The sequence below is a fragment of the Streptomyces sp. NPDC046821 genome (assembly GCF_040645335.1).
GTDB lineage: Bacteria > Actinomycetota > Actinomycetes > Streptomycetales > Streptomycetaceae > Streptomyces.
Genome location: NZ_JBEYYB010000008.1, coordinates 59541 through 83318 on the forward strand (window position 1 = coordinate 59541; position 23778 = coordinate 83318).

Genomic DNA, 23778 nt, shown 5'->3' on the forward strand with positions numbered 1-23778 from the left:
TCCGGCAAGGGTTTTCCGCTAACCGGTACAGACCTCTTCCCCACCCCCGCCCCCTCTGACAGGATCCGGTCAGGCTTACGGGGGACGTACGGCGTAGAGCGTGTACGGGGGCAGGGGTGCCGGGATTTGTTCTGCTCAGGGTGCGTGGGCACGGGCTGTTGCTGACGGCCGCGCTGCTCGCGGTCCTGCTGACGACATCGGTGCTCGCGCTGCTCGGCGCGTTCTCGGGGGCGATCGGTGACGCGGCGCTGCGCAACACGCTGCGGACCCGCGACGCGGCGGCCACGGCCCTGACCGTCAAGGCGGACGTGCCCGCCGATGACCGGGCGGCGGCGGACACCGCGGTCCGCTCCGGCGCGCGGCGCGTCTTCGACGGCCTCCCGGTGACCGTACGGACCTTGACGCGATCGGGCCCGTACGCGCTGCCGCCTTCGCTGCAACCGGCGGCGGACCGCGCCGAGAACCCGGACCTGACCCAGTTCGCGGCGCTCGACCCGGACGAGGTCAGGATCACCGCGGGCCGCGGCCCCAAGGCTTCGAGCGGGAGCACCGTCGAGGCGGCCCTGCCCGAGGCCGCCGCCACCCGCCTCAAGCTGCGCCCCGGCAACCGGCTCACCCTCAAGGACCGCATCGGCGGCCCCACGGTGACCGTCGTCCTCACCGGCGTGTACCGGCCCGCCCGCCCGGCCTCCCCCTACTGGAAACTCGACGAACTGGGCGGCCGCGGCGTCCAGACCCTGTCGTTCACGACGTACGGGCCACTGCTCGCCGCCCGTTCCGACCTGACCGGCGGCCGGGTCAGCGCCGGGCAGTCCGCCTGGCTGGCGTCCGCCGACTTCTCGTCCGTGACGACGTCGGACATCGACGCGCTGCGCTCCGGCGCCCGCGCCGGCACCCGGGCCCTCCTCAAGGAGAAGGCGCTCTCCGGCGCGACCGCGGTCGGCACCTCGCTGCCGGAGACCCTGGACCGGGCCGAGCGCGCGCTCCTCGTGTCCCGTTCCACGCTCCTCGTCGTCGCGCTCCAGCTCGTCCTGCTGGCCACGTACACGCTGTTCCTCGTGGCGCGGCTGCTGAGTGCGGACCGGGCGGGCGAGACGTGGATGCTGCGGGCGCGCGGCGGTTCGCGGGCCCGGGTGACGTCGCTCGCCGCGGTCGAGGCGCTGCTGCTCGCCCTGCCGGCCGCCGTGTGCGCGCCGCTGCTTGCGGGCCCGTTGATCCGGCTGCTGTCGTCCTCGGGGCCGCTGTCGCGGATCGGGCTGGGGCTCGACGTGGGGGCGGACCCGGGGGTGTGGCTGATCGCGGGCGTGGTCGCGGTGGGCTGCGCGCTCGCGGTGACGGCGCCCGCGCTGAGCGCCACGGCCCCCGCGCGCGGCCGGGCCAGGTCGCTGCCCGCGCCGTTGCGGGCGGGCGCCGACGTAGGTCTTCTGGTCATCGCGGCGGTGGCGTACTGGCAGCTCGACCGGCAGACGTCCGGGGCGGGGGCGCTCGGCGACACGGGTTCGGGCACGCTCGGCAGCGACACCTCCGGCACGCTCGGCGTCGACCCGCTGCTCGTGACCGCTCCCGCGCTCGCGCTCCTCGCGGGGACGGTCCTGACGCTGCGGCTCCTGCCGCCGGTCGCGAAGCTCGCGGAGCGGCGCGCGGCGGGCGGGCGCGGGCTGCCGTCGGCGCTCGCGGGCTGGCAGTTCAGCCGCCGCCCGCTGCGCAACACCGGCCCGGTCCTGCTCCTCGTACTCGCCGTCGCGATGGGGATGCTCGCGCTCGGGCAGAGCGCGTCGTGGAACCGTTCGCAGGAGGACCAGGCCGACTTCCGGTCCGGCGCTCCGATCCGGGTGCTCGGGGCGCAGAGCGGACTCGGGCAGGCGGGGCTGTACGCGGCGGTGCCGGGGGTACGGGACGCGGCGCCCGCGGCGCGTTCGACGATGACGCTGAACGGGGGCCGGGCGGCGACCGTACTCGCCCTCGACACCGCCCACGTGCGGGACGGCATGATGCTGCGCGCCGACCTTGCCGCCAAGTCCCCTACGCAGATGCTGACTTCACGGCGTACGGGCGGCGACCGCATCCCCGGCGTACGCCTGCCGTCCGACGCGACGGGCGCGTCCCTCACGCTCCGCCTGAGCACTCCCGCCCTGCCGCACGGCGCCTCGCCGCGCGGGGTGCTGGGCGTCATCACGGCCACCGTCGAGGACCGCTACGGGATCCCCTACGAGCTGCCCCTGGACGACCTGCCCGCCGACGGCCGCCCGCACCGGCGCACCCTGGCCCTCGCCCCGGGCGGCGGCTCCCCACTCGACCGGCCCGCGGCGCCGCTGACCCTGACGGGCCTGGCCCTCGCCGTGGACCAGCCCGTCGGCACCCGCGTGGAACACCGGTTCGCCCTCGAAGGCGTACGGGCCGTGGACCGCGCGGGCGAGGAGCGGGGGCTGAACCTGGGCACGGCCTGGCGGACGTCGATCGCCGAGACGGACTACTCGTACGAACCACCCCACGAGCCGGTGCTCGCCGCCGCGTCGGGGCGCCTCGTCGCGGTCGCGTTCGACACCGGTTCCGTCCTCGACGCGTACTCGGGGCAGCTCACCCTCAACGTCCGGCTCACCGCGAAGCGGCCCCCGGTCCGCGAGATCGCCGCCGTCGCCTCGGACCGCTTCCTGCGCTCGTCCGGGGCGAAAGTCGGCTCGACGATCTCGGTGCCGCTGGGCGGTTCGTCGGTCGACGTGACGATCGCGGGGAGCGTGCGGGAGTTGCCGACGACGGGTCCGGCGCAGTCTGGCGGGGCCGACGACGGCGGGGGCCTGCTGCTCGATCTGCGCACCCTGAACCAGGCGCTCACGGACCGGCACAGGGATGCCGTCCAGCCGGGCGAGTGGTGGCTGAGCACCGAGCCCGGCCGCACGGCCGAGGCGGCGGCGGCGCTGCGGGCCCGGCCTGACGCCGACCCCTCGCAGGTCGTCGTGCGCTCGGAGACCGCCGCGTCGCTGCGCGACGACCCGCTCGGGGCGGGCCCGCAGTCCGTGCTCGCGGCGGCGGCCGTCGCGGCGGCGCTCCTGGCGGCGGTCGGGTTCGCGGTGAACACGGCGGGGTCGATGCGGGAACGGGGCACCGAGTTCGCGATCCTGCGCGCGCTGGGCGCTCCGCGCCGCCAACTGGCCCGCCTCGTCGCCGCCGAACAGGGCGTCCTGGTCGCGCTCGCGCTGCTGGTGGGTACGGCGCTGGGCGCATTCCTGACGCGGGCGGTGGTCCCACTCGTGGTCCTGACGGGCGACGCGGGCCGACCGGTCCCGGCGGTACTGGTCCAACTCCCTTGGCAACAGGTCCTGTTGCTCCTGGCCGGAGTGGCGGCGGCGCCCGCCCTGATCACCCTGGGCCTGTCCCTACGCCGCCCACCGGACGTGACGATCACGCTGCGGCGGCAGGGGGGCGAGTGACGTGACTGGCGGCTGCGACTTGGACGTGTACGTGACGCTGGCTGGGCGCTGCTCATCTCACCGGGTGCGGGCCGGCACGCGGCGCTGCTTGTGCGCGGCTCACCTCACGGACGCGGCCGCCGCGCGGCGCCGCGAGGGAGCGAGTGACGTAATGCCACTACCTACCGCCCCCCGGACCCGCACACGACTCTGCCTGTGCGCACCCCACCTCACGGACGTGACCCCGCCCGTGCACAGCTCACCTCACGCACATGCCCCCCGCACCACCCCGCCCAGGGAGCGACTGACATGACGCCGCCCATCGTCGCCCCCTGGATCCGTACCCGTCTGCGCACCGCACCCGGGCCCGCCTGCGCGCTCGTCCTCCTCGTCCTCCTCACCTCATGCCTGGCCGCCGTGTTCCCCCGTGCCGTCGACGACTACGAGGACGCCGGCCTGCGTCACGCCGTCTCCGAGGCGCTGCCCGCGCTCACCTCGCTCCAGCTCACCACCGCGCCGCCGGGTCCCGTACTGAAGCCTGACCAGCGTGCCGCGGTGCTGCGCGCCGCCAGGACCCGGGCCGCGTACGAGCGCGTCGTCCGAGCCCTGCCCGCCCCGCTCGCCGTCGACGGCACGCAGTCCGCGTACGGGCTGCGCACCACGAAGTACCAGGAGGCGTCCGACGCGTGGCTGCCGCGGCCTGACGGACTGCCTCCGCAGTTCGCGCTCTCCGCGCAGAGCGGGCTCGCCCGGCACAGCACGGTCGTGGCGGGGCGGCTGCCGCGCGCGACCGGCACGGAGTCCGAGGACACGACCCACGCGGAGGCCGCGGTGACGGCCGCGACGGCCAAGGTGATGCGGATCAGGCCCGGTTCGGTCGTGCACGTGCCGACCCTGATGGGCGGCTCGTTCGCCGTCCGCGTCACCGGCGTCGTGAAACCCCGTGACCCGCGCGGGGCGTACTGGACGGTCCAGCCGACGCTCGCGGCGCCCGCGCTCCGCCAGACGCCGGAGAGCCCTCCCTCGGACTACTGGGTCGGCGGCCTCTTCCTCGCGCCCGACGCGGCGCCCGCCCTGCTCGGCACCCTCGGCGAACCCGAACGCTTCTGGCAGCTCGCCCCGGACCTGGCCTCGCTCGACGCGCGCGCCATGCCCGCGCTCAGGTCCGCCCTCGCCTATACGACGACCGGGCCGGGCCTCCTGAAGCTCCGGGCGGCGACGCGGGCGGAGACCGAAGTGTCCACGGGCCTCGACGAGTTCATCTCTGGCTACCAGCACCTGCGTTCCCGTATCGGCCCGGTCGTCTCCGTAGCCGCGTACGGCACCGGCACGGTCGCCGGCGTCGTACTCCTGATGGCGGGCGGCCTGGCCGCGGAGCGCCGCCGCGCCGAACTCACGGTCCTGCGCTCACGCGGCGGTTCGGTACAAGGCATCACCGGACGCCTGTTCGCCGAAACCGCGGTGGTGGCAATCCCAGCAGGCGCGGCCGGCCTGGCGCTGGCCCTGATCGCCGTACCGCACGGTCGTTGGCAGTTTTCGGCCGTCGCGGCGGCCACGGTGGTGGCCGTTTCCTGCCTTTCACTGCCGGTACGGGCCGCTGCCGCGCACCGCCGCGTCGAGGTGAACGGCGCCCGAGACGACCTCGCGCTGGCCCGCCCCTCGCGCCGCCGCACCGTCGCCGAACTCACCGTGCTCGTCCTGGCCGTGGCGTCGGTCGTGGCGCTGCGCCGGCGCGGCACGGGGGACGGCGGCGACAGCCTGATCGCACTCGCGCCGGTCCTGGTCGGCGTCGTCGCCGCTTTCGTCCTGGTCCGCCTCTACCCGCTCCCGCTGCGCGGGCTGACCCGCCCCGCACGCCGGCTTCGCGGGGTCGTCGGCCCGCTCTCCCTCGCGAGGGCGGCCCGCGCGAGCGCGGGCACGGCGGTCCTTCCGGTACTGGCCCTGCTCACGGCCCTGACGACGGCGGCGTTCGGCGGCTCGGTCCTGGCAGGCATAGCCCACGAACGCGACCGGGCCGCGCTCGCGGTGACGGGCGCGGACGCCCGAGTCCAATCGGCCTCAGCCCTCCCGACCCACCTAGCGGCCCAGATCCGCCGCGAGGTACCCGGAGTACGGGAAATCTCCCCCGCCACAATCCGCTACGACGCCCAGCTCCTGTCCGGCCAACGCCGGGTACCGCTGGCAGCGGTGGACGTGAAGTCGTACGCACGGCTGGCGGGGAGGACGGGGTTGGGGGCGTTTCCGGCGGGGGTGTTGGGGGCGCCCGACGCAACACCTCAGGCAGACCACCCAACCCCCGGCACCCCTACCTCCCCCCTCCCCGCCCTGGCCTCCCCCTCCCTCAGAGACGTCTTCGGCACTCGGCCGTTCTCCCTCTGGATGGACGGTGAGAGCATCGTGCTGCGGATCGTCGCCGTCCGTTCCACGACCCCCGCTCTGTCCGACGACTTCCTCGTGGTCGACCGGGAGGCCCTGGCCCGACGGGTCGGCGTCGGTGACAAGGCCAACGCCGACATCGCGTCCCGCTATCTCCCCACCGCCCTTCTCCTCACCGGCGACCACATCGACGGACCCGCTCTGCGTAAAGCCGTCGGCCCCAAAACGTCCGTACGGCTGCGCGCCACCGAGCGCGCCCGGTACGCCGATTCGCCCCTCCAGCAGGGCGCCGCCCGCGTCTACTCGGCAGCCGTCGCCATCGGTGCGGGCTACGCGGCCCTGGCGCTGCTCCTCGCGCTGGCCCGCGCCGCCCCCGAACGCGCCGCGCTGCTCGCCCGCCTGCGCACGATGGGCCTCACCCGCCGCCAGGGGCGCCGCCTCCTGGTCCTGGAGGCGCTCCCTCAGGCGGTACTGGCCGCGGCGGGCGGCGCCCTCACCGGCTGGGCCACCATCCGGCTCCTCGCGCCCGGCCTCGACCTGACCGGCATCGCCCTCGCGGCAACCTCCAGCCAGGGCCCCGCCGGGCAACTCCGCACCGACGCCCTCTCCCTCCTCCTGCCCGCCGCCTGCGTCGTCCTGCTCGCGGTGGCGGTGGCGACGGGCCAGGCGTTCTGGGCCGGACGGCGGGACTCCGTAAGGGAGTTGAGGGCGGGGGAAGGCACATGAACGACGGGACGACGAACGGGATGAGCGGGATGAGCGGGATGAGCGGGATGAGCGGAGAGACACCATGACCACTACCGGCTCCGGGCCCACCCTCGCCGATCTCGAACAGCGCGCCGCCGACCGCCGCGACCGGCCCGCGTACGGGCACGACGCCCTGATCACCTGCGACCGGCTCGTGCGGATCTTCTCGACGGACGGCGTCGAGGTGCAGGCGTTGCAGGGGCTCGATCTCCTCGTCCGCGAGGGCGAGTTGATGGCGCTGGTCGGCGCGTCGGGCAGCGGCAAGTCGACGCTGATGAACATCCTCGCCGGCCTCGACGAACCGACGGCGGGCGCGGCGAAGGTCGCCGGCTGCGATCTGCTCACGATGGGCTCGAAGGAACGCCTCCGCTACCGCCGCGACATCGTCGGCTTCGTCTGGCAGCAGACGGCCCGCAACCTCCTGCCCTACCTGACGGCGGCGCAGAACGTGGCGCTCCCCATGCAGCTACGAGGCGGAACGAAGCGCTCCCACAAGTCGCGCCGGTCCCGCGAACTCCTCGAACTGCTCGGCGTCGGCGACTGCCGCGACCGGCGCCCGCAACAACTCTCCGGCGGCCAGCAGCAGCGCGTAGCCATCGCCGTCGCGCTCGCCAACGAGCCGTCCGTCCTGCTCGCCGACGAGCCGACGGGCGAGCTGGACTCCCACACGGCCGAGCAGATCTTCGCCGCGTTCCGCACGGCGAACGAGGAGCTGGGCACCACCATCGTGATCGTCACGCACGACCAGGCGGTCGCCTCCGAGGTCCGCCGCACGGTGGCCATCCGGGACGGCCGCACCTCGACGGAGGTCCTCCGCCGCACAGAGGTCGACGCGGCGACGGGCCAGGAGTCCGTGATCTCCAGGGAGTACGCGATGCTCGACCGCGCGGGCCGCCTCCAGCTCCCGGACGACTACACGCGCTCTCTGGGGATGCGCGACAGAGTCCTTCTGGAACTGGAGGAGGACCACATCGGAATCTGGCCGGACGACACAGATCCGGCCTCGAACTGATCAGGAGGCGCCGAAGACGGCCGTCGCCGGGAGGACAAGCGTCGGCCGGCACCGATCAAGCAGGCGTCACCGAAAGGCCGGAGAACCCGTTCGTCCTCCGCAGCGCCACGGAACCGTACGCCGTGCGCAGCCGCAGCCACGGGCCGCTTCTCAGCAGGTCGAGCGTGTCCCCGCGCAGGAAGCCGAGGGACTGGGCCGCGTGGGCGGCCCGCACCGGCAGCCCGGTGTCGGCGATCGTGCGGGACCAGATCTCCCGCCCGAGCCCGTCGAGCGCGGCACGCGTGCGCGCGTCAGGAGCCAACTCCTCGACCCGCGCCTTGAATTCGGCGACAGCCGCCCGTACGAGCCCGCGCACGACCTCCGCCTCCGGGAAACCGGAAACCCGTTCCCAGCCGCCGCGGGGCGGCAGGACACCGGCCCACGGAGGACCGGTCACCGCGGCCGGCACACGCACCGTCCCGGCCGTCTCGTCGATCGCCTCAAGCAGTTCGCCCGCCGAGACGGTCACGTCGAGCGTGACGTCGAGCCCGTTCTCGTACGGCTTCAGGAGCCGTACCGTGCGGATCGCGAGCACCTCGAACGACGGCGGGCGGCCGAAGACCGCCAGCGCCTGCCCGCCCGCCTGGAGCCGTACGGCTGCCGCACGGTCGTAGTGGACGAGCCGGCCGAGGAAGGCGGCGAGATCCGCCCCTTCCCCGGCGTCGGCGAAGTGCAGCACGGGTGCCGTCATGCGGCCAGCGCCCCCGAGCGGCTGTTGACTACGGTCGCGCTGTCGTCCATGTAGTCCTGGAGGAAGTGCTTCTCCTCGGCGGTGATCCGCCGCGGCCGCTGCGCGTCCAGGTCGAAGGGCACGACCACCGTCGAGGCCCGCACGTAGACCTGGTCCTCGTCCTTGACCTCGTACGCGATCGTCAGCGACGCGGCGCCGATCTTCGTGACCCAGGACTCGATGGTGACCGGCTCGTGCCGGTGCACCAGCGGGCGTACGTAGTCGATCTCGTGGCGGGCCACGACGGACCCGCCGGAGAACGACGGCGAACCGTCCCCGGGCGCGAGCCGGAACATGAAGTCGATCCGCGCCTCTTCCAGATACCGCAGGAAGACGACGTTGTTGACGTGCCCGAAGGCATCCATGTCCGACCAGCGCAGGGGGCAGTCGTAGATGTGACGCACGATCAGCCTCGCGTCAGCTTCTTGTACGTGGCCCGGTGCGGACGCGCGGCGTCCGCGCCGAGGCGCTCGATCTTGTTCTTCTCGTACGACTCGAAGTTGCCCTCGAACCAGTACCACTTGGAGTCACCCTCGTACGCGAGGATGTGCGTCGCGACCCGGTCCAGGAACCAGCGGTCGTGGGAGATGACCACGGCCGCACCCGGGAACTCGAGCAGCGCGTTCTCCAGCGAGGACAGGGTCTCGACGTCCAGGTCGTTCGTCGGCTCGTCGAGGAGCAGCAGGTTGCCGCCCTCCTTGAGCGTCAGCGCCAGGTTGAGGCGGTTGCGCTCACCGCCGGACAGGACGCCGGCCGGCTTCTGCTGGTCCGGGCCCTTGAAGCCGAAGGCGCTGACGTACGCGCGCGACGGCATCTCGACCTGGCCGACGTTGATGTAGTCGAGCTCGTCCGAGACGACGGCCCAGAGGGTCTTCTTCGGGTCGATGTTGGCGCGGCCCTGGTCGACGTAGCTGACCTTGACCGTGTCGCCGATCTTGATCGAGCCGTTGTCCGGGGTCTCGAGGCCCTGGATCATCTTGAACAGCGTCGTCTTGCCCGCGCCGTTCGGACCGATGATGCCGACGATGCCGTTGCGCGGCAGCGTGAACGACAGGTCGTCGATGAGGACCTTGTCACCGAAGGCCTTGGAGAGGTTGTTGACCTCGACGACGATGGAGCCCAGGCGCGGGCCCGGCGGGATCTGGATCTCCTCGAAGTCCAGCTTCCGCATCTTCTCCGCCTCGGCGGCCATCTCCTCGTAGCGGGCGAGACGGGCCTTGGACTTGGTCTGGCGCCCCTTGGCGTTCGACCGCACCCACTCGAGCTCTTCCTTGAGCCGCTTGGCGCGCTTCTCGTCCTTGCGGCCCTCGACCTTGAGGCGCGTGGCCTTCTTGTCGAGGTACGTCGAGTAGTTGCCCTCGTAGGGGAGCGCGCGGCCGCGGTCCAGCTCGAGGATCCACTCGGCGACGTTGTTCAGGAAGTAGCGGTCGTGGGTGACCGCGACGACAGCACCGGCGTACTGCGAGAGGTGCTGCTCCAGCCAGTTCACCGACTCGGCGTCGAGGTGGTTGGTGGGCTCGTCGAGGAGCAGCAGGTCGGGCGCCTCGATGAGGAGCTTGCAGAGCGCGACGCGGCGCTTCTCGCCGCCGGAGAGGTTGGTGACGGGCCAGTCGCCGGGCGGGCAGCCCAGGGCGTCCATGGCCTGCTCCAGCTGGGCGTCCAGGTCCCACGCGTTCGCGTGGTCCAGGTCCTCCTGGAGCTTGCCCATCTCTTCCATGAGCTCGTCGCTGTAGTCGGTCGCCATGAGCTCGGCGACCTCGTTGAAGCGGTTGAGCTTGCCCATGATCTCGGCGGCGCCGTCCTGCACGTTCTGCAGGACCGTCTTCGACTCGTCGAGCTTCGGCTCCTGCATGAGGATGCCGACGCTGAAGCCGGGCGACAGGAAGGCATCGCCGTTGGACGGCTGCTCGAGACCGGCCATGATCTTCAGAACGGTGGACTTACCGGCACCGTTCGGACCCACGACACCGATCTTCGCGCCGGGCAGGAAGTTCAGGGTGACGTCATCGAGAATCACCTTGTCGCCGTGCGCCTTGCGCGTCTTGCGCATGGTGTAGATGAACTCAGCCAAGAGAAACCGTCCGGCAATCGATGTGTGGGCAGATACACCCCATCTTGCCTGACGTCCATCCCTGGATGGAAACCGCGTGGTGTCCGTCACTCTCGGCGGCGTGCCGGGGGGGCGTGCGTCAGGCAGGGCGGGGCGTGATGCGGGTGGGGCGGGTGTGGCGGGGCACGGCCCGGGGGGTCGTGTGTGGTCAGTCGTCCGTCGGGGTCTTCTTCTTGCGGGTCAGGAAGATCGCTCCGCCTCCTATGACCACGAGGGCGATGGCGATGCCGGCGATCACCGGGGTGGCGTCCGAGCTGCCGGTTTCGGCGAGGTCGGTGCCGGAGGTGCCGGTGCCGCCGACCGAGGCGGGGCTCGGCTCGGGCAGTGGCTTGCCGGTGCCGCCCATGGTCACCGTCTCACTCTCGGTCCGGCAGTCGAGCACGCCCTTGAACCGCTGCGCGAACCCGTCCGGCGTCCTGATCGTGAAGTCGTACGCCTGGTCCTCCTGCAACGGGATCGTCACCGTCTGCGACGTCCCGGCCGCGATGGTGTGCTCCCGGCCCATCAGCTTGAACGTGAACGGCTCGTCGCCCTTGTTGGTGGCCGTGATGTCCACGCCGCTCTTGGCGCAGTTCTTGCGCGCCGACAGGGCGGGGGCCGCGCCGTGCTTCGCCCAGCTGACCGTCGCGGTCGCGGAGACCGTGGACTCGCTGGAGCCGGCGAGGATCTGCGTCTGGCTGCGGGTCTCGGAGGCGAAGGCCCGGCCGACCGGCACCGTGGTCGACGCCTGCACCGTGAGCGCGGCCGTGCCGTCGGAGGCGTCCCGCGGTATGTCGAAGTACAGCTGCCCGCCGTCCGTCGTGGACGTCACGGGCTTGCCGGTCTTGTCGACGATCTTGACCCCGCTGAGGGCCGCGTCGGCGGGCGGCGTCACGCTGACCCCGTCGGCGTTGGTACGGACCGTGACCGGGCCGACCCGGTCACCGGCACGTCCGGCGACGGCGGCCGGCTCCAGGTTCAGCGAGGCCCTGGGCTCGGGGAGGGAGCGGGCGCTCTTCTCCAGGTGGTCGGCGAGCTTCTCGGCGGCCGGGCTGACCGCGTCCACGTCGGCGCCGTCCGAGTAACGCCAGATGGCGACCTGGGTGCCGGCCGCCGCGTCGCTCTCGGTGAGGCCGCGGACACCGGCGTCGCGGGCCAGCTCGGCGAGATTGTTGACCTGGGGGTAGGAGTTCTGCAGGATCCAGCGGATCTTGCCCGCGTTCGCGTTCCCGTTCAGCGACGTACCGCTCCAGGGGGTCTCCTCGTACCTGGCGCCCGGCTGCGTCGGGTTGTGGACGTCGATGCAGTACGTCTGCAGCGTGCCGCCGTTGTCGACGGACATCTCGAAGAGTCCGGCGGAGACGGGCTGGTCCTGGCCGTGGTCGTGGATGACGGCCTGGCCGTAGGTCTTGAGGCCGCCGATCGTGGCCTGCGCGCCGGCCTGCTGCTGAGGCATCTCGTCGGCCGCGGCCGCACCGGCCCCGGACATCACGGCGGTGACGACCGTTCCGGACACCAGGGCCGCCGCGGCGAGGCGCGTGGCGCTCCTGCCGCGTGGGGTGACCGCCGACAACACAGATACCGCAGAGAACACAGAATTCCCCTTCAGGCGGGACACATGACACGTGGGGGGTGACATCCCGCCGACAGAACGACGTGTGAATCAGACGTTGGACCGGACCTCGGCCAGGCCCTGGTCGGGCTCTGGCCGGGACCTCATCGGGCCCTGATCGGACCGTGGGTCGCGGACCTTGGATCAGACGCGTGAATCAATTGCCCCGTGAGCTATGCCCGGCATCCTAGGTAAGTCGCGCAGCACCCATCGCAGGTCAGAGGGGTGCCGAGACGATCCGACTCGGAATCGTTATCGCCCATATGGATTACGGCGCTGGCTTATCGACAAATCAACGGCATGGAACCAGCGTTCACTCGTCGATAAGCCGCACTTCGGTCAGAGAAGTGTTCCGGCCGGACGGAGAACTGTTTCAGCCGACAGCGGCCGGTTCTCGCTGTTCGCTCTGATCGCGGGGCTCGCTCTCTCCGCCGGCACCGTTCTCCCCTTGGGGCACGGCCTGCGGCTCGATCTCGAACGACGGCCCGTCGTCCGCCTGTTGCCGGCCGGCCCCGGCGCCCGCCCTCTCCTGCCGCACGGCACGCCGGAACGCCGTGGTCCCGCGCGAGAGGTCGTGCCCGACGGCCGACGCCTGGATGTCCGCGGACGTCCAGTGCTGCCCGCCCCGCTCCTCGTCCCGCACCCGCAACCTCCCCTGCACGAGCACGGGTTCACCGATGGACAGCGAGCCCTGCACATTCGTGCCGAGCGCGCCCCACGCCCACACCGTGAAGAAGTTCGTGTGCCCGTCCACCCACTCGTTGCGCACCCGGTCGAAGTGGCGCGCCGTCGCCGCGAGCCGGAACCGCGCCACCGGCCCCTTCGGCAGCTCCCGGTACACCGGCGTCGTCGCGACGTTCCCCACCACCGTCACCGTCGTCTCGCTCATGTCGGTCCGCCCTCCCCTGCGCACGGACGCGTGCGGGCCCGTCCCGCACGGCCTCGTCCGTACCGCGGTCCCCGTGTTTCTCGGGCCGCGTTCTCAGAGTGCACGCGCCGGGACGAGCCCGCTGAAGCCTGTGTTCTACCGCCCGGTTGTGGAAAACCCGGCCCCCCGAAAGGGGGACCGGGCCCTCTCAACTACACGGAGTACGACTCACCCCGTCACCTTCACGTACTGCTCCCGAACCTCCCGGTACCGCAGCAGCTCCGCCGCCACCGGATCGAGAACTCGCGCCCGGCCGCACCCCGCCGCCGCCTCCCGAAGACGGCGTTCCGCCTCGAGCCCGTACCGCCGGGCCGGCCCCCTCACCGCCATCCGGCACGCCCACTCCACGCAGGGCCCGCCCACGATCCCCGCCAGCATCAGCACCGCCGGCACCCCGAGATTCGGCGCGAAGACCCCGACGATCTGCCCCACCAGCCACAGTCCACCCACGATCTGAATCAGCGTCATGGACATCTGGGCGAGGACGGCCACCGGCCACCACCCGGGCCTGCGCAGCCGCCCGGCCGGCGCCCCCGCCGAGACCGCCAGCTCGTCGAGCGCCTCCGGCAGCCCCTCCGCTCCCCGCGTCGCCGCCTCCCGCACGGCCTGCCCCCACGGCCCCGGAAGACCCGCCGACGCCCGCTCGCCCACGACACGTACCGCGTGCTCGACCCGCTGGCGTGCCGTCGCCTCCTCGTCGGCGGGCACGGACCTCATCGACAGGGTGGTACTCGGGGTGCGACGGGCGTCGAACCAGCGCCAGAGCCTGAGCCAGGGGGTGCCGCACGCCTTGTTGGCGTTGCGGCGCCAGGCCCGCTCGGCCGCCTGCCCCGCGGCCTCAGCGCCCACCGCGTCGGCGAGCTGGTCGGTGAACTCCTCGCGGGCGTCCTCGCTCAGCCCGGTCCGGCGCCCCGTCGCGTACACGGGCCGAAGCCGCAGCGCCGCCGCGTCGATGTCGGCGGCGATCCGGCGCGCGGCGGCGCCCTGTTCGCGCGTGAACTGGTCGAGCGACTCACGCAGTTCGCCGACGCCCTCGCCGGTGAGGGCCGACAGGGCGAGCACGGTGGCGCCGGGTTCGCCGTGCTCGCCGAGGGCGATCCCGTCCTCGTCGAGCAGGCGGCGTAGATCGTCGAGGACGAGGTCGGCGGCGTCGCCGGGCAGCCGGTCCACCTGGTTGAGCACGACGAAGGTGACCTCGGCGTGCCCGGCCAGGGGGCGCAGATAGCGCTCGTGGAGCATCGCGTCGGCGTACTTCTCGGGGTCGACCACCCAGATGACGGCGTCGACGAGCGCGAGAATCCGGTCGACCTGCGCGCGGTGCTCGACGGCGGCCGAGTCGTGGTCCGGCAGGTCGACGAGGACGAGCCCCTTGAGCGGCGCGTTCGCGTCCTGCCCGCTCTGCCCCTGGAGCGGGCGGCGGCGCAGCCGGCCGGGGATCCCGAGCCGGTCGAGGAGCCCCGCCGCGCCGTCCGTCCAGCTGCACGCGATGGGCGCGGACGTGGTGGGCCGGCGCAGCCCTGTCTCGGACAGGGGTACGCCCGCGAGCGCGTTGAAGAGGGTCGACTTGCCGCTGCCGGTGGCGCCCGCGACGGCGACGACGGTGTGCCGGTCGGAGAGCCTGCGCCGGGCGGCCGCCTCGTCGAGTACGTTGCCGGCCTCGGCGAGGTCGGCGGCGTCGACGCGGGCGCGGGAGAGGCCGACGAGCTCGCGCAGCGCGTCGAGGCGCTCCAGGAGCGCCGCGTCGGCGCCGTCGTCGGCGTACGCGTCGGACTCGGCCTCGAGATCGAACACGCCGCTGTCGGCGACGCGCCGGGCGATGAGCCCGTCGTCCCAGACAGCGGAGCCGGATTCGCCTCCGCCCGCCTTGGGAGACTCGGCACATTCCACTCGGCCTGTGCGCTCAGCATGATCGGCGCGATCCCCGAGGTCCATGTCCTGGCCCGGGTTACGGCTGGTGCTGGTGTCCTGGTCCGTGACGGCGGTCACCGCGGTCACCTCTCCTTCTGCAGTACGGACAGCGCGGCGATCAGTTCGGCCTGGGACTCGGGGTGGACGTCGAGTGCGTCGAGGGGCGCGAGCCGGCGTTCGCGTTCGGCCGCGAGCACCTTGTCCAGGGTGGCGGTGAGCAGCCGCCCGCCCCGGTCGCGCAGGCGCAGGGCGGCCTGGGCCCCGATGCGCTCCGCGAGGGTCTCGCCGGCGCTGCGGGCGCGGTTGCCGCCGAGGAGGGCGGTCGCGAGCAGCGCGGCGACGAGTTCCGTGTCGGGCGGGGGCGTGACCATGAGGGCGCGCGCCTCCTCCTCCGCGTACTCCTCGAGCATCCGGCGCCAGCGGCGTACCGCCATGCCGATGCGGTGTTCGGCGGTCTCCAGGTCGGGGTCGCGGTCGGCGAGGCCGTCCGCGGCGCCTGCGGGGTCGCGGCGCCAGGCCTCGTCGATGTGCTCGTCGGCGGCGGTGACGGAGCAGAGCAGGAGCGCGCCGAGGCTCTCGGTGAGGGCGTCGAGCAGTTCGGCGGGGGTGCAGTCGAGGGGGTAGCTGCGCCACCGCTTGAGCGCGTCGCCGGCGAGGACGCCGCCGCTCTGGAGCCGGGTCCGTACGCGCGCGTGCTCGCGCTGGTACGTCTCGTCGACGATGGCGGTGAGGCGGAGGGCGGCGGCGTACTGGGAGGCGACGGCGCCGGCGAGTTCGGGGGTGCGGACCTTGAGCGAGTCGATGACGCCGCCGACGGTGCGGCCGATCGCCATGGTGCGGGCGGTGGGTTCCTGCACGCGGTGGGTGAGCCAGGCGCGCAGGGGGGCCACGGCGGTCGCGGGGAGGAGTCCTCCGCCGCCGGTGGACTCGGGCAGCTCGGGGACGGTGAAGCGGGGTACGTCGCCGAGCCCGGCCTTGGCGAGCAGGGCCCCGTACTGGCGGGAGACCTCGGCGACCATCTGGTGGGGGACGCGGTCGAGGACGGTGACGAGGGTGGCGTTGTTCTCCTTGGCGCTGCGGAGCAGGTGCCAGGGCACGGCGTCGGCGTAGCGGGAGGCTGTGGTGACCATGATCCAGACGTCGGCGGCGCTGATGAGCTGGGCGGCGAGTACGCGGTTGCGGGCGACGAGGGAGTCGATGTCGGGGGCGTCGAGGAGGGCGAGGCCGCGGGGCAGGCTGTTGGAGGTCTCGACGCGGAGGACGTGTCCGCCGTCGTCGGCGGGGGCGGGGGCGCCGCTGTCCTTGCCGCCGGACTTGCCGCTGCCCTTGCCGCCGGGCTCTCCGCCGGGCTTGGGGGGCAGCCAGACGCGGGTGAGGTCGGGGAGGATCCGGGCCCGGGAGAACCAGGTGTGGTCCTCGGGGTGGCAGACGAGTACGGGGGTGCGGGTCGTGGGCCGCAGGACGCCGGCCTCGCTGACCTTGCGGCCGACGAGGGAGTTCACGAGGGTCGACTTCCCGGCGCCGGTCGACCCGCCGACGACGGCGAGGAGGGGGGCTTCGGGATCACGGAGGCGGGGCACGAGGTAGTCGTCGAGCTGCGCGAGGAGCTCCGACCGGTTGGCACGCGCACGGGGTGCGCCCGGGAGAGGGAGGGGGAAGCGCGCGGCGGCGACACGGTCGCGCAGCGCGGAGAGTGCGTCGAGCAGCTGAGGCCGTACGTCCAAGGTCACCACATGCGAAGAATGCCCAATTTTGGCGTCTTTCTGAAGCATATGGACGTCTCTGCGCGCCGATGCGGCCCATCCGGGCCATGGGACGGAAGGGACGACTGGGGCGCAGGCATAACGAGTACACAACACCCGGGGCGTGAGACGTCAAAAGCGGTGCAGGATTCGTACCTGCCTGCGATTATCGGGACCGCTTCACCGAACCTCCACACCATGCCACGGAGGGGAAGCAGCAGGGGCAGGGATCCAGGAGTCTTATCCTTGTCCCCGGCAAAGGTCACGGATCTCCCCCACATCCGTCCCGAGCCACCGGCCGTACACCGGCCCCCGTAGCTCAGTGGATAGAGCAGGCGCCTTCTAAGCGCTTGGCCGCAGGTTCGAGTCCTGCCGGGGGCGCCACCCTTCCTCCGTCGCGGACGATCGTCGGGGACGGCCGTCATAGGCGGCGAGGGACGGAATCCAGTACGAGCGGGGCTCGAGGCGGCTCGCCTAGTTTTCCGGGCATGAAGAGCCGAATACTGGTGACCGGCGGTGCGGGCTTCATCGGCTCGCACTACGTACGTACGCTGCTCGGCCCGCGTGGTGACCCCGATGTGTCGGTCACGGTGCTCGACAAGCTGACGTACGCGGGAAATCCCGCCAACCTCGAACCGGTGCGCGCCGATCCCCGGTTCTCCTTCGTCCACGGCGACATATGTGACAGCCGTCTCGCGGCGGAGCTGGCGGACCGGCACGACCAGATCGTCCACTTCGCCGCGGAGTCGCACGTCGACCGCTCGATCGACGGCGCCGCCGCGTTCATCAGCACCAATGTCGGCGGGACGCAGACCCTGCTCGACGCGGCCCTGCACGCGCGCCGCCCGCCGGTCTTCGTCCACGTCTCCACGGACGAGGTGTACGGCTCGATCGACGTCGGTTCCTGGCCCGAGACCGATCCGCTGAGCCCCAACTCGCCCTATTCCGCGGCCAAGGCGGGGAGCGACCTGGTCGCCCTCGCCTACCACCGCACCCACGGCCTGGACGTCCGGGTGACCCGCTGTTCCAACAACTACGGGCCCTACCAGTTCCCGGAGAAGGTGATCCCGCTGTTCGTCACGCGTCTGCTCGACGGCGGCCGGGTGACGCTGTACGGGGACGGCGGGAACGTACGGGACTGGCTGCACGTCGACGATCACGTCCAGGGCATCGAACTGGTCCGCACCCGGGGCGGCGCCGGCGAGGTCTACAACATCGGCGGCGGCACCGAGCTGACCAACAAGGAACTCACCGGGCTCCTGCTGGACGCCTGCGGTGCCGACTGGTCGCGCGTCGACCTCGTCGAGGACCGCAAGGGCCACGACCGGCGCTACTCGGTCGACTGCGGAAAGATCGCCCGGAACCTCGGCTACCGGCCCCGCCACGAGTTCGGCACCGGTCTGGCCGAGACCGTGGCCTGGTACCGGGACCACCGCGCGTGGTGGGAGCCGCTGCTCAGGCGAGGGTGACAGCCCGGCGCCGCAAACATTTCAGACCACCCCGAGCGAGGAGAAACAAGCCATGGTGACCTTCGTGAACAAGCTGACCGTGCACGGCGACATCGGCGAGTTCGAGGCCGTGAAGGCGCGCCTCACCGCCTATATGAGCAGCCGGCCGGGATACGTGAGCGAGCAGACCCTGCGCCACGTCGACGACGGCAAGGTCTTCGTGGAGATCGCCGTGTGGGAGGACGCCGCCTCGCACCTGGACGCCGTGCGCAGCGAGGAGTTCCAGTCCCTGATCCAGGGCCTCCGCCCGCTCGCCTCCGCCGACCCCGGCATGTACGAGACGGTCGGGTAGACCGGCGGCGGTGGTCACGGGAGCCACGGCTCCGTCGGCCCACGGCCGCGTCGGCCCACAGCCCGTCGGCCCACGCCCCCGTCGACCCACGCTCGAGCCCGAGTGCGGCGGTCCCTCCTAGCTTCGAGTGACGACACGAGGCGCCACACGGAGGGACACGTCAGATGGGCCCAGCACTCACCCCGTTCCAGATCGAGGTACCGGATGCGGACCTCGAAGACCTCCGCCGGCGGCTGAAGCGGACACGCTGGCCGGAGCCGGAGACCGTGGCCGACTGGTCGCAGGGCGCGCCCCTGGCCTACGTACAGGAGCTGTGTGCCTACTGGGCCGACGGCTACGAGTGGCGCGCGACCGAGGCGCGGCTCAATGCCGTGCCCCAGTTCCGTACCGAGATCGACGGCCTCGGCATTCACTTCCTGCACGTCAGGTCGCCGCACCCGGGTGCCATGCCGCTGCTGATGAGTCACGGCTGGCCGGGCTCGGTGGTCGAATTCCTGGACGTCATCGGCCAGTTGACCGATCCGCCGGACCCCGCCGACGCCTTCCACCTCGTCTGCCCCTCCCTGCCGGGCCACGGCTTCAGCGACCGGCCCGCCGAGTCCGGCTGGACCGCCGAGCGGACCGCCGCCGCCTGGGCTGAGCTGATGCGGCGCCTCGGTTACGAGCGGTACGCGGCGCACGGCGTGGACTGGGGCTCGTTCATCACCGCGATCATGGGTGAGAGCGACGACGGCCGGCTCGCCGGTGTCCATGTGACGATGCCCTTCGCCCAGGCGCCCGAGGAGCAGGTGCAGCTCGACGAGCGCGACTACGCGGGCCTCGCCCGGCTCAAGGAGTTCCGCGAGCAGGAGAACGGCTACTCCGTGATCCAGACGACCCGCCCGCAGACCCTCGGCTACGGGCTGACCGACTCGCCGGCCGGTCAGCTCGCCTGGATGGCGGAGAAGTACTGGGCCTGGTCCGATCACGACGGCGACCTGGAGAAGGCCATCTCTCGGGACCGGCTCCTGGACTCCGTCAGCGTGGGCTGGTTCGCGGGGACCGCCGCCTCCTCGGCCCGGATCTACTGGGAGAGCCAGAACCGGCTGAAGCTCGGCCCCGTGCCCGTCCCGGCCGCGATCTCCAACTTCCCCAAGGACGGCCGGATGCCGAGGCCGTGGATCGAGGGGCGCTTCACGGACATCCGGCGCTGGCGCGACCATGACGCCGGCGGCCACTTCCCTGCGCTCGAACAGCCCGGGGTTCTGGTCGACGAACTACGCACGTTCTTCCGCACGTTGCGCTGACGCGTCGCGCGTCGGGCGCCTGGCGCCTGGCGCCTGGCGCACATCGAAGGCCCGGTACGGGATTCCTCCCGTACCGGGCCTTCAGTGTGTGCCGCCAAGCCACTCCCAGGTGCTTCAGTCCCCGTCCGCCGGGACGTCCGGCCGCGGCACACGCCCCGGAACGCTCGACCGGCGCGGCGGAAGCGCCCCCTCGGCCAGATAGCGGTGCACGATCTCGTCGACCGCCGCGTTACCGCCGAGTGCGTACACCTCGTGCTCGCCGGAGTCCTCGACGGTCAGCAGGTGGTGGCCGAGCAGCTCGGCCATCGCCACGCCGCCGGCGTAGTGGTCCATCGGGTCGCCGTCGGCCTGAACGACCAGGCCCTTCTCCAGACCGTCGGCCCGGACCAGCTTCGTGGGGGCCTCAAGAGGCTCGAAGGCACGGAAGGCGCCCACCCAGGGGCTGGCGCGGAGGACGCCGTACCCGTACGGGAACCGCTCACGGAAGTCCCGCATGTCCCGGTGGTAGACCTCCAGGTCGGCGGGCCACGCGTGCTCCAGGGTGATGGCTTCAAGGACCCCGGTCCGCAGGTCGCCCTCGCTGTCGGACGGCCGCCAAGTGCCCTGCTGGGCGAGCAGTTCCCGGCATTTCGCGCTGTCACCGGCAGCGGCGGCGTCGCCCAACTCGCCTACCAACACCGCCAGTTCGCTCCACTGGCCGCGGTCGGCGGCGCGGTTGCCGACCGCTCCGTCGAACAGGGTCCGCAACGGCACGCCGCCGTCCAGCTTCTCCAGTACGGCGACGACCTCCTCCACCGATTCGAGCACCTGCCCCGCCGTGCCGCCGAGTGCGAAATGGCGGCTCCGCTCGCCCGTCCAGTGCGCCCACGCGTCGACGTTGCGCCGCACGGCGTCGCCCTGCCACAGGAACTGCTCGCGCCAGGTCCAGTTCGGATGGACGCAGGAGTCGAGCACGCTGCGGTCCAGACGATCAGGGAACAGGGTCGCGTACACCGCGCCGAGGTAGGCGCCGTACGCGTACCCGACGAAGCTGAGCTTCTCCTCGCCGAGGACCGCGCGGACGACGTCCATGTCGCGGGCCGTGTTGCGGGTGCTGATGTACGGCCGCAGCTCACCGCCCGCGCGGGCGCACGCCTCCTCGCGCAGCCGCATGTCCTCGGCTAGCTGCCCGAAGGCGGAGTCGGGCGGCCGGGAGTCGAACGTCGCCCGGGGGACGGTCACTTCGGCGTACAGCGGGGTGGATTCTCCCGTGCCGCGCGGGTCGAAGCCGATCAGGTCGTAACGCTCGTGCACGGGGCTGCCGGCGAACTTGCCGGGCAGCTCGCGGCCGAGGCCGTAGTCACCGCCGGGCCCGCCGTTGAGGGCGAGGAGGATGCCGCGGCGCCTGGGCGAGGTGGCGCGGCGGCGGCTGAGGGCGAGGGTGAGGCGCGGGCCCCGCGGATCCGCGTAGTCCCGCGGAACCTCGATGGTCGCGTACTCGACCCCGCCGCCGGCCGGGTCGTCGGACGGGGCGGGGGACCACCGCGGCTGTTGGGCGTAGAACGCTTCCAGCGTGCCGGGGGCGACGGCCACCGGTTCCGTGGATACCACCACGGGCCTCCTATCGGGTCTGGGGTGCGCGGACGGGCCGGCGCGGCGGCCGGTCTCCTAGTTCGGTGAACGGGTGACGCGTCACGGGAAGCGCACCGCGACATTGCCCGTGTACGCCCCCTTCAGGAGCGAGATGAGGGTGTCGGCGGCCACGTCGATGCCGCCCTCGACGACGGTGTGCGGGTACACGAACGTGCCCTCACGGACCCAGCCCGCGAAGTGCTCGGTCCACGCCCAGATCTGCTCGGGCGTGTGATAGCAGGCGAACGGCCGCAGTTCGAGGTGCTTGGTGATGGCGGTCATCAGGTCGAGGCGGGGCGCGGCCGCGTCACCGTTCTGCGTGGACAGCGCGCCGCAGAGGGCGAACCGGGCGTGCGGGGAGGCCACTTGGACGGCCGCCTCGAACTGTTCGCCGCCGACGTTGTCGAAGAGGACGTCGATGCCGTCCGGCGCCAGTTCCCTCAGCCGGTCCACGACGGGGCCGTCGTGGTAGTCGAAGGCGGCGTCGTAACCGAGTTCACCGACCAGGTAGTCGACCTTGGCCTTGCTGCCCGCGCTGCCGATGACCTTCGCCGCGCCGCGGTGCTTGGCGATCTGTCCGGCCAGCGAGCCGACGCCGCCCGCCGCTCCGGTCACGAAGACCACGTCGCCCTCGCCGACCTTGGCGATGTCGGCCATGCCGTAGTACGCGGTGGTGCCCTGGCCCAGGTAGTACACCGGGTCGGGGAGCAGCCCCGGCGCGATCTTGAAGTAGCCGTCGGCCGGGCCGGTCGTGTACTCGCCCCACCCGGACATCGAGAGGACCTGGTCACCGACGGACAGCGCCGGGCTGCCGGACCGTACGACGGTGCCGACCGCGCCGCCCCCGAGCCGCTCGCCCACCTGGAACGGGGGCATGGGCAGCGGGCAGTCCGCCTTCATGAGGTCCTGGTAGGCCGCGGCGACCGACAGATGGTCGGTGCGCACGAGCACTTCGCCCGCGCCCGGCTCCCTCACCGGCACCTCGACGAGGTCGAACTGTCCGAGGGTGAGCTCGCCCTCCAGGTGCCCGGCAAGCCGTACTTCCCGGGCGGTCCGGGGGACGTCCGGTTCCGCGTGTGTGCTCATCGCTCTCCTCCGTGGGCTCTCGATCGCTGCGGCGAGTGGCGTCCATCAGTACGCCCAGGGGCTCGAGCTGGCCTGGAGCCCGCGGCTGGCCCGGTCGGAGCGCTCCGGGGAAATTCGAGGGCCCGGCGGCACCATGCCTCGACATCGCCTCAGGAGAGATCGCCTCAGGAGAGGAAGACACCGCCGTGTCCGAACCAGCAGCCGTGTCCAAGCCGGCAGTACCACCACAGATCCACTCGCTCACCGGTCTGCGGTTCGTCGCCGCAGTGGTCGTCTTCGTGACCCACGGGGCCATGCTCTTCGTCCTGAAGGATCAAGGGGCGACCTGGATGTACATGTTCTTCGCCGGCAAGGTCGGGCAGATCAGCCTCACGTACTTCTTCGTGCTCAGCGGCTTCGTGCTCACCTGGACGCACCGGCCGGGGAACTCCGTGACGGGGTTCTGGCGGCGCCGCTTCTTCCGGATCTATCCCAGTCACGCGGTGACGTTCGCGGCCGCGGTGGTGCTGCTCTGGCTGTTCGGCGAGCACCAGAAGCTGGGGCCGACGCTGACCAACCTGTTCCTGCTGCAGGACTGGGTTCCTGACAACGCCTACATGGACAGCGCCAACGGCGTGAGCTGGTCGCTCTCCGCCGAGCTGCTGTTCTACCTCGCGTTCCCGGTGCTCGTCGCCGCGATCCTCAAGATCCGCGCGAACCGGCTGTGGTTCTGGGTGGGCGGCACGGCCCTGGCGGTGATCCTGGTCCCCGTGGCGTCACTGGCCTGGCTGCCGGACTCGCCGCAGTGGTCCTGGGGTCCCGCGTCCTGGGCGCAGATCTGGTTCGTCAACGTCTTCCCGGTCAGCCGGCTCCTCGAGTTCGTCATCGGCATCATGCTGGCCCGGATGGTGCAGACCGGTATGCGTTCTCCGCTCGGCGTCACCCCGGCGGTGCTGCTCGTGGTGGCGAGCTACGCGGCCCAGCTGTTCCTGCCGGTGCACTTCCTCTTCTCGTACGCGGCCATCCAGATCGTCCCCGTCGCCCTGCTGATCCTGGCCCTCGCGGCGTCCGACCTCAAGGGCCGCAAGTCGTTCCTGAACACCCCGGCCATGGTCTACCTCGGCAACCTCACCTTCGCGTTCTACCTGGTGCACAACCTGGTCCTCCGCTTCGGGCACCGCGCCTTCGGGGTCGAACCGAACGCGTACGGGCAGCTCGGCGGTCCCCAGTGGAGCGGGCCGGTGGCCGTCGCGTTCCTCGCCGCGGCCTTCGTCGTCTCGCTGCTCCTGTCCTGGGTGCTGTTCGTCCTGGTGGAGCGCCCCGCCGTGGCCCGCTGGTCCCGCCCGGCGGCGAAGCGCGCCCCGAAGACCGAGCACCAGGACACCTCCCGGAGCGAGGTCCCCGTGGCCACCGGCAGCTGAGCCGC

Annotated in this window: 16 protein-coding genes and 1 tRNA gene; 8 read left to right on the forward strand and 9 right to left on the reverse strand. The window is 72.2% G+C overall.

Translation table 11 applies throughout. The features are described 5' to 3' along the window. Nucleotides 1-116: 116 nt before the first annotated feature. The 3 genes from ABZ893_RS17320 to ABZ893_RS17330 all read left to right on the forward strand — a co-directional run bounded on the left by ABZ893_RS17320 (nucleotide 117) and on the right by ABZ893_RS17330 (nucleotide 7542). Nucleotides 117-3428, forward strand: a complete 3312-nt coding sequence (locus ABZ893_RS17320; RefSeq protein ID WP_361403751.1) for an FtsX-like permease family protein — start codon at nucleotides 117-119, stop codon at nucleotides 3426-3428. A gap of 288 nt (nucleotides 3429-3716) precedes the next feature. Next, the gene (locus tag ABZ893_RS17325) at nucleotides 3717-6509 is read left to right on the forward strand and encodes an FtsX-like permease family protein (RefSeq protein WP_361403754.1); all 2793 of its coding nucleotides are present in this window, start codon (nucleotides 3717-3719) and stop codon (nucleotides 6507-6509) included. 64 nt (nucleotides 6510-6573) lie between these two features. Next, nucleotides 6574-7542 carry an ABC transporter ATP-binding protein gene (locus ABZ893_RS17330; RefSeq protein ID WP_361403757.1) on the forward strand — a complete coding sequence of 323 codons (969 nt, stop codon included), beginning with the start codon at nucleotides 6574-6576 and terminating at the stop codon, nucleotides 7540-7542. A 55-nt stretch (nucleotides 7543-7597) separates the two neighbouring features. Here the strand turns inward: ABZ893_RS17330 and ABZ893_RS17335 are convergent, their stop codons facing one another. From ABZ893_RS17335 to ABZ893_RS17365, 7 genes are all read right to left on the reverse strand, one after another. Continuing rightward, complete coding sequence (locus ABZ893_RS17335) at nucleotides 7598-8272, reverse strand: hypothetical protein (RefSeq protein ID WP_361403760.1); 675 nt, start codon at nucleotides 8270-8272, stop codon at nucleotides 7598-7600. After that, nucleotides 8269-8718 carry a thioesterase family protein gene (locus ABZ893_RS17340; protein WP_361404565.1) on the reverse strand — a complete coding sequence of 150 codons (450 nt, stop codon included), beginning with the start codon at nucleotides 8716-8718 and terminating at the stop codon, nucleotides 8269-8271. The genes ABZ893_RS17335 and ABZ893_RS17340 overlap by 4 nt, the downstream gene beginning before the upstream one ends. Continuing rightward, on the reverse strand, nucleotides 8718-10382 hold the full coding sequence (ettA, locus tag ABZ893_RS17345) for an energy-dependent translational throttle protein EttA (protein WP_361403763.1): 1665 nt from the start codon (nucleotides 10380-10382) through the stop codon (nucleotides 8718-8720). Before ettA ends, ABZ893_RS17340 begins: the two co-directional genes overlap by 1 nt. 187 nt (nucleotides 10383-10569) lie before the next feature. Further along, nucleotides 10570-11994, reverse strand: a complete 1425-nt coding sequence (locus ABZ893_RS17350; RefSeq protein WP_361403766.1) for a Cys-Gln thioester bond-forming surface protein — start codon at nucleotides 11992-11994, stop codon at nucleotides 10570-10572. A 391-nt stretch (nucleotides 11995-12385) separates the two neighbouring features. Next, entirely contained in the window at nucleotides 12386-12901 is a 516-nt protein-coding gene (locus tag ABZ893_RS17355; protein WP_361403769.1) for a single-stranded DNA-binding protein, read from the reverse strand. 207 nt (nucleotides 12902-13108) lie between these two features. Beyond that, a complete protein-coding gene (locus tag ABZ893_RS17360; protein WP_361403772.1) occupies nucleotides 13109-14926 on the reverse strand; it encodes a GTPase in 1818 nt (605 codons plus the stop codon). Nucleotides 14927-14931: 5 nt separating this feature from the next. Continuing rightward, nucleotides 14932-16581 carry a GTPase domain-containing protein gene (locus tag ABZ893_RS17365; RefSeq protein WP_361403775.1) on the reverse strand — a complete coding sequence of 550 codons (1650 nt, stop codon included), beginning with the start codon at nucleotides 16579-16581 and terminating at the stop codon, nucleotides 14932-14934. 317 nt (nucleotides 16582-16898) lie between these two features. Between ABZ893_RS17365 and ABZ893_RS17370 the strand changes: the two genes are divergently transcribed. From ABZ893_RS17370 to ABZ893_RS17385, 4 genes are all read left to right on the forward strand, one after another. Beyond that, nucleotides 16899-16974: transfer RNA gene (locus ABZ893_RS17370), tRNA-Arg, on the forward strand. Nucleotides 16975-17078: 104 nt separating this feature from the next. Beyond that, complete coding sequence (gene rfbB, locus ABZ893_RS17375) at nucleotides 17079-18059, forward strand: dTDP-glucose 4,6-dehydratase (protein ID WP_361403778.1); 981 nt, start codon at nucleotides 17079-17081, stop codon at nucleotides 18057-18059. Between the two features lie 52 nt (nucleotides 18060-18111). After that, nucleotides 18112-18390, forward strand: coding sequence for an antibiotic biosynthesis monooxygenase family protein (locus ABZ893_RS17380; RefSeq protein WP_361403781.1), 279 nt, complete (start codon nucleotides 18112-18114; stop codon nucleotides 18388-18390). Nucleotides 18391-18554: 164 nt separating this feature from the next. Then, nucleotides 18555-19676 (forward strand): epoxide hydrolase family protein, encoded by a 1122-nt coding sequence (locus ABZ893_RS17385; protein WP_361403784.1) that lies wholly within the window; start codon nucleotides 18555-18557, stop codon nucleotides 19674-19676. Between the two features lie 114 nt (nucleotides 19677-19790). Here the strand turns inward: ABZ893_RS17385 and ABZ893_RS17390 are convergent, their stop codons facing one another. Both ABZ893_RS17390 and ABZ893_RS17395 read right to left on the reverse strand, forming a co-directional pair. Next, complete coding sequence (locus tag ABZ893_RS17390; protein ID WP_361403787.1) at nucleotides 19791-21269, reverse strand: alpha/beta fold hydrolase; 1479 nt, start codon at nucleotides 21267-21269, stop codon at nucleotides 19791-19793. Between the two features lie 78 nt (nucleotides 21270-21347). Continuing rightward, nucleotides 21348-22373, reverse strand: coding sequence for an NADP-dependent oxidoreductase (locus ABZ893_RS17395; RefSeq protein WP_361403790.1), 1026 nt, complete (start codon nucleotides 22371-22373; stop codon nucleotides 21348-21350). A gap of 185 nt (nucleotides 22374-22558) precedes the next feature. On the opposite strand from ABZ893_RS17395, the gene ABZ893_RS17400 reads away from it, so the two are divergent. After that, complete coding sequence (locus tag ABZ893_RS17400) at nucleotides 22559-23773, forward strand: acyltransferase (RefSeq protein ID WP_361403793.1); 1215 nt, start codon at nucleotides 22559-22561, stop codon at nucleotides 23771-23773. The last annotated feature ends 5 nt before the right edge of the window (nucleotides 23774-23778 follow it).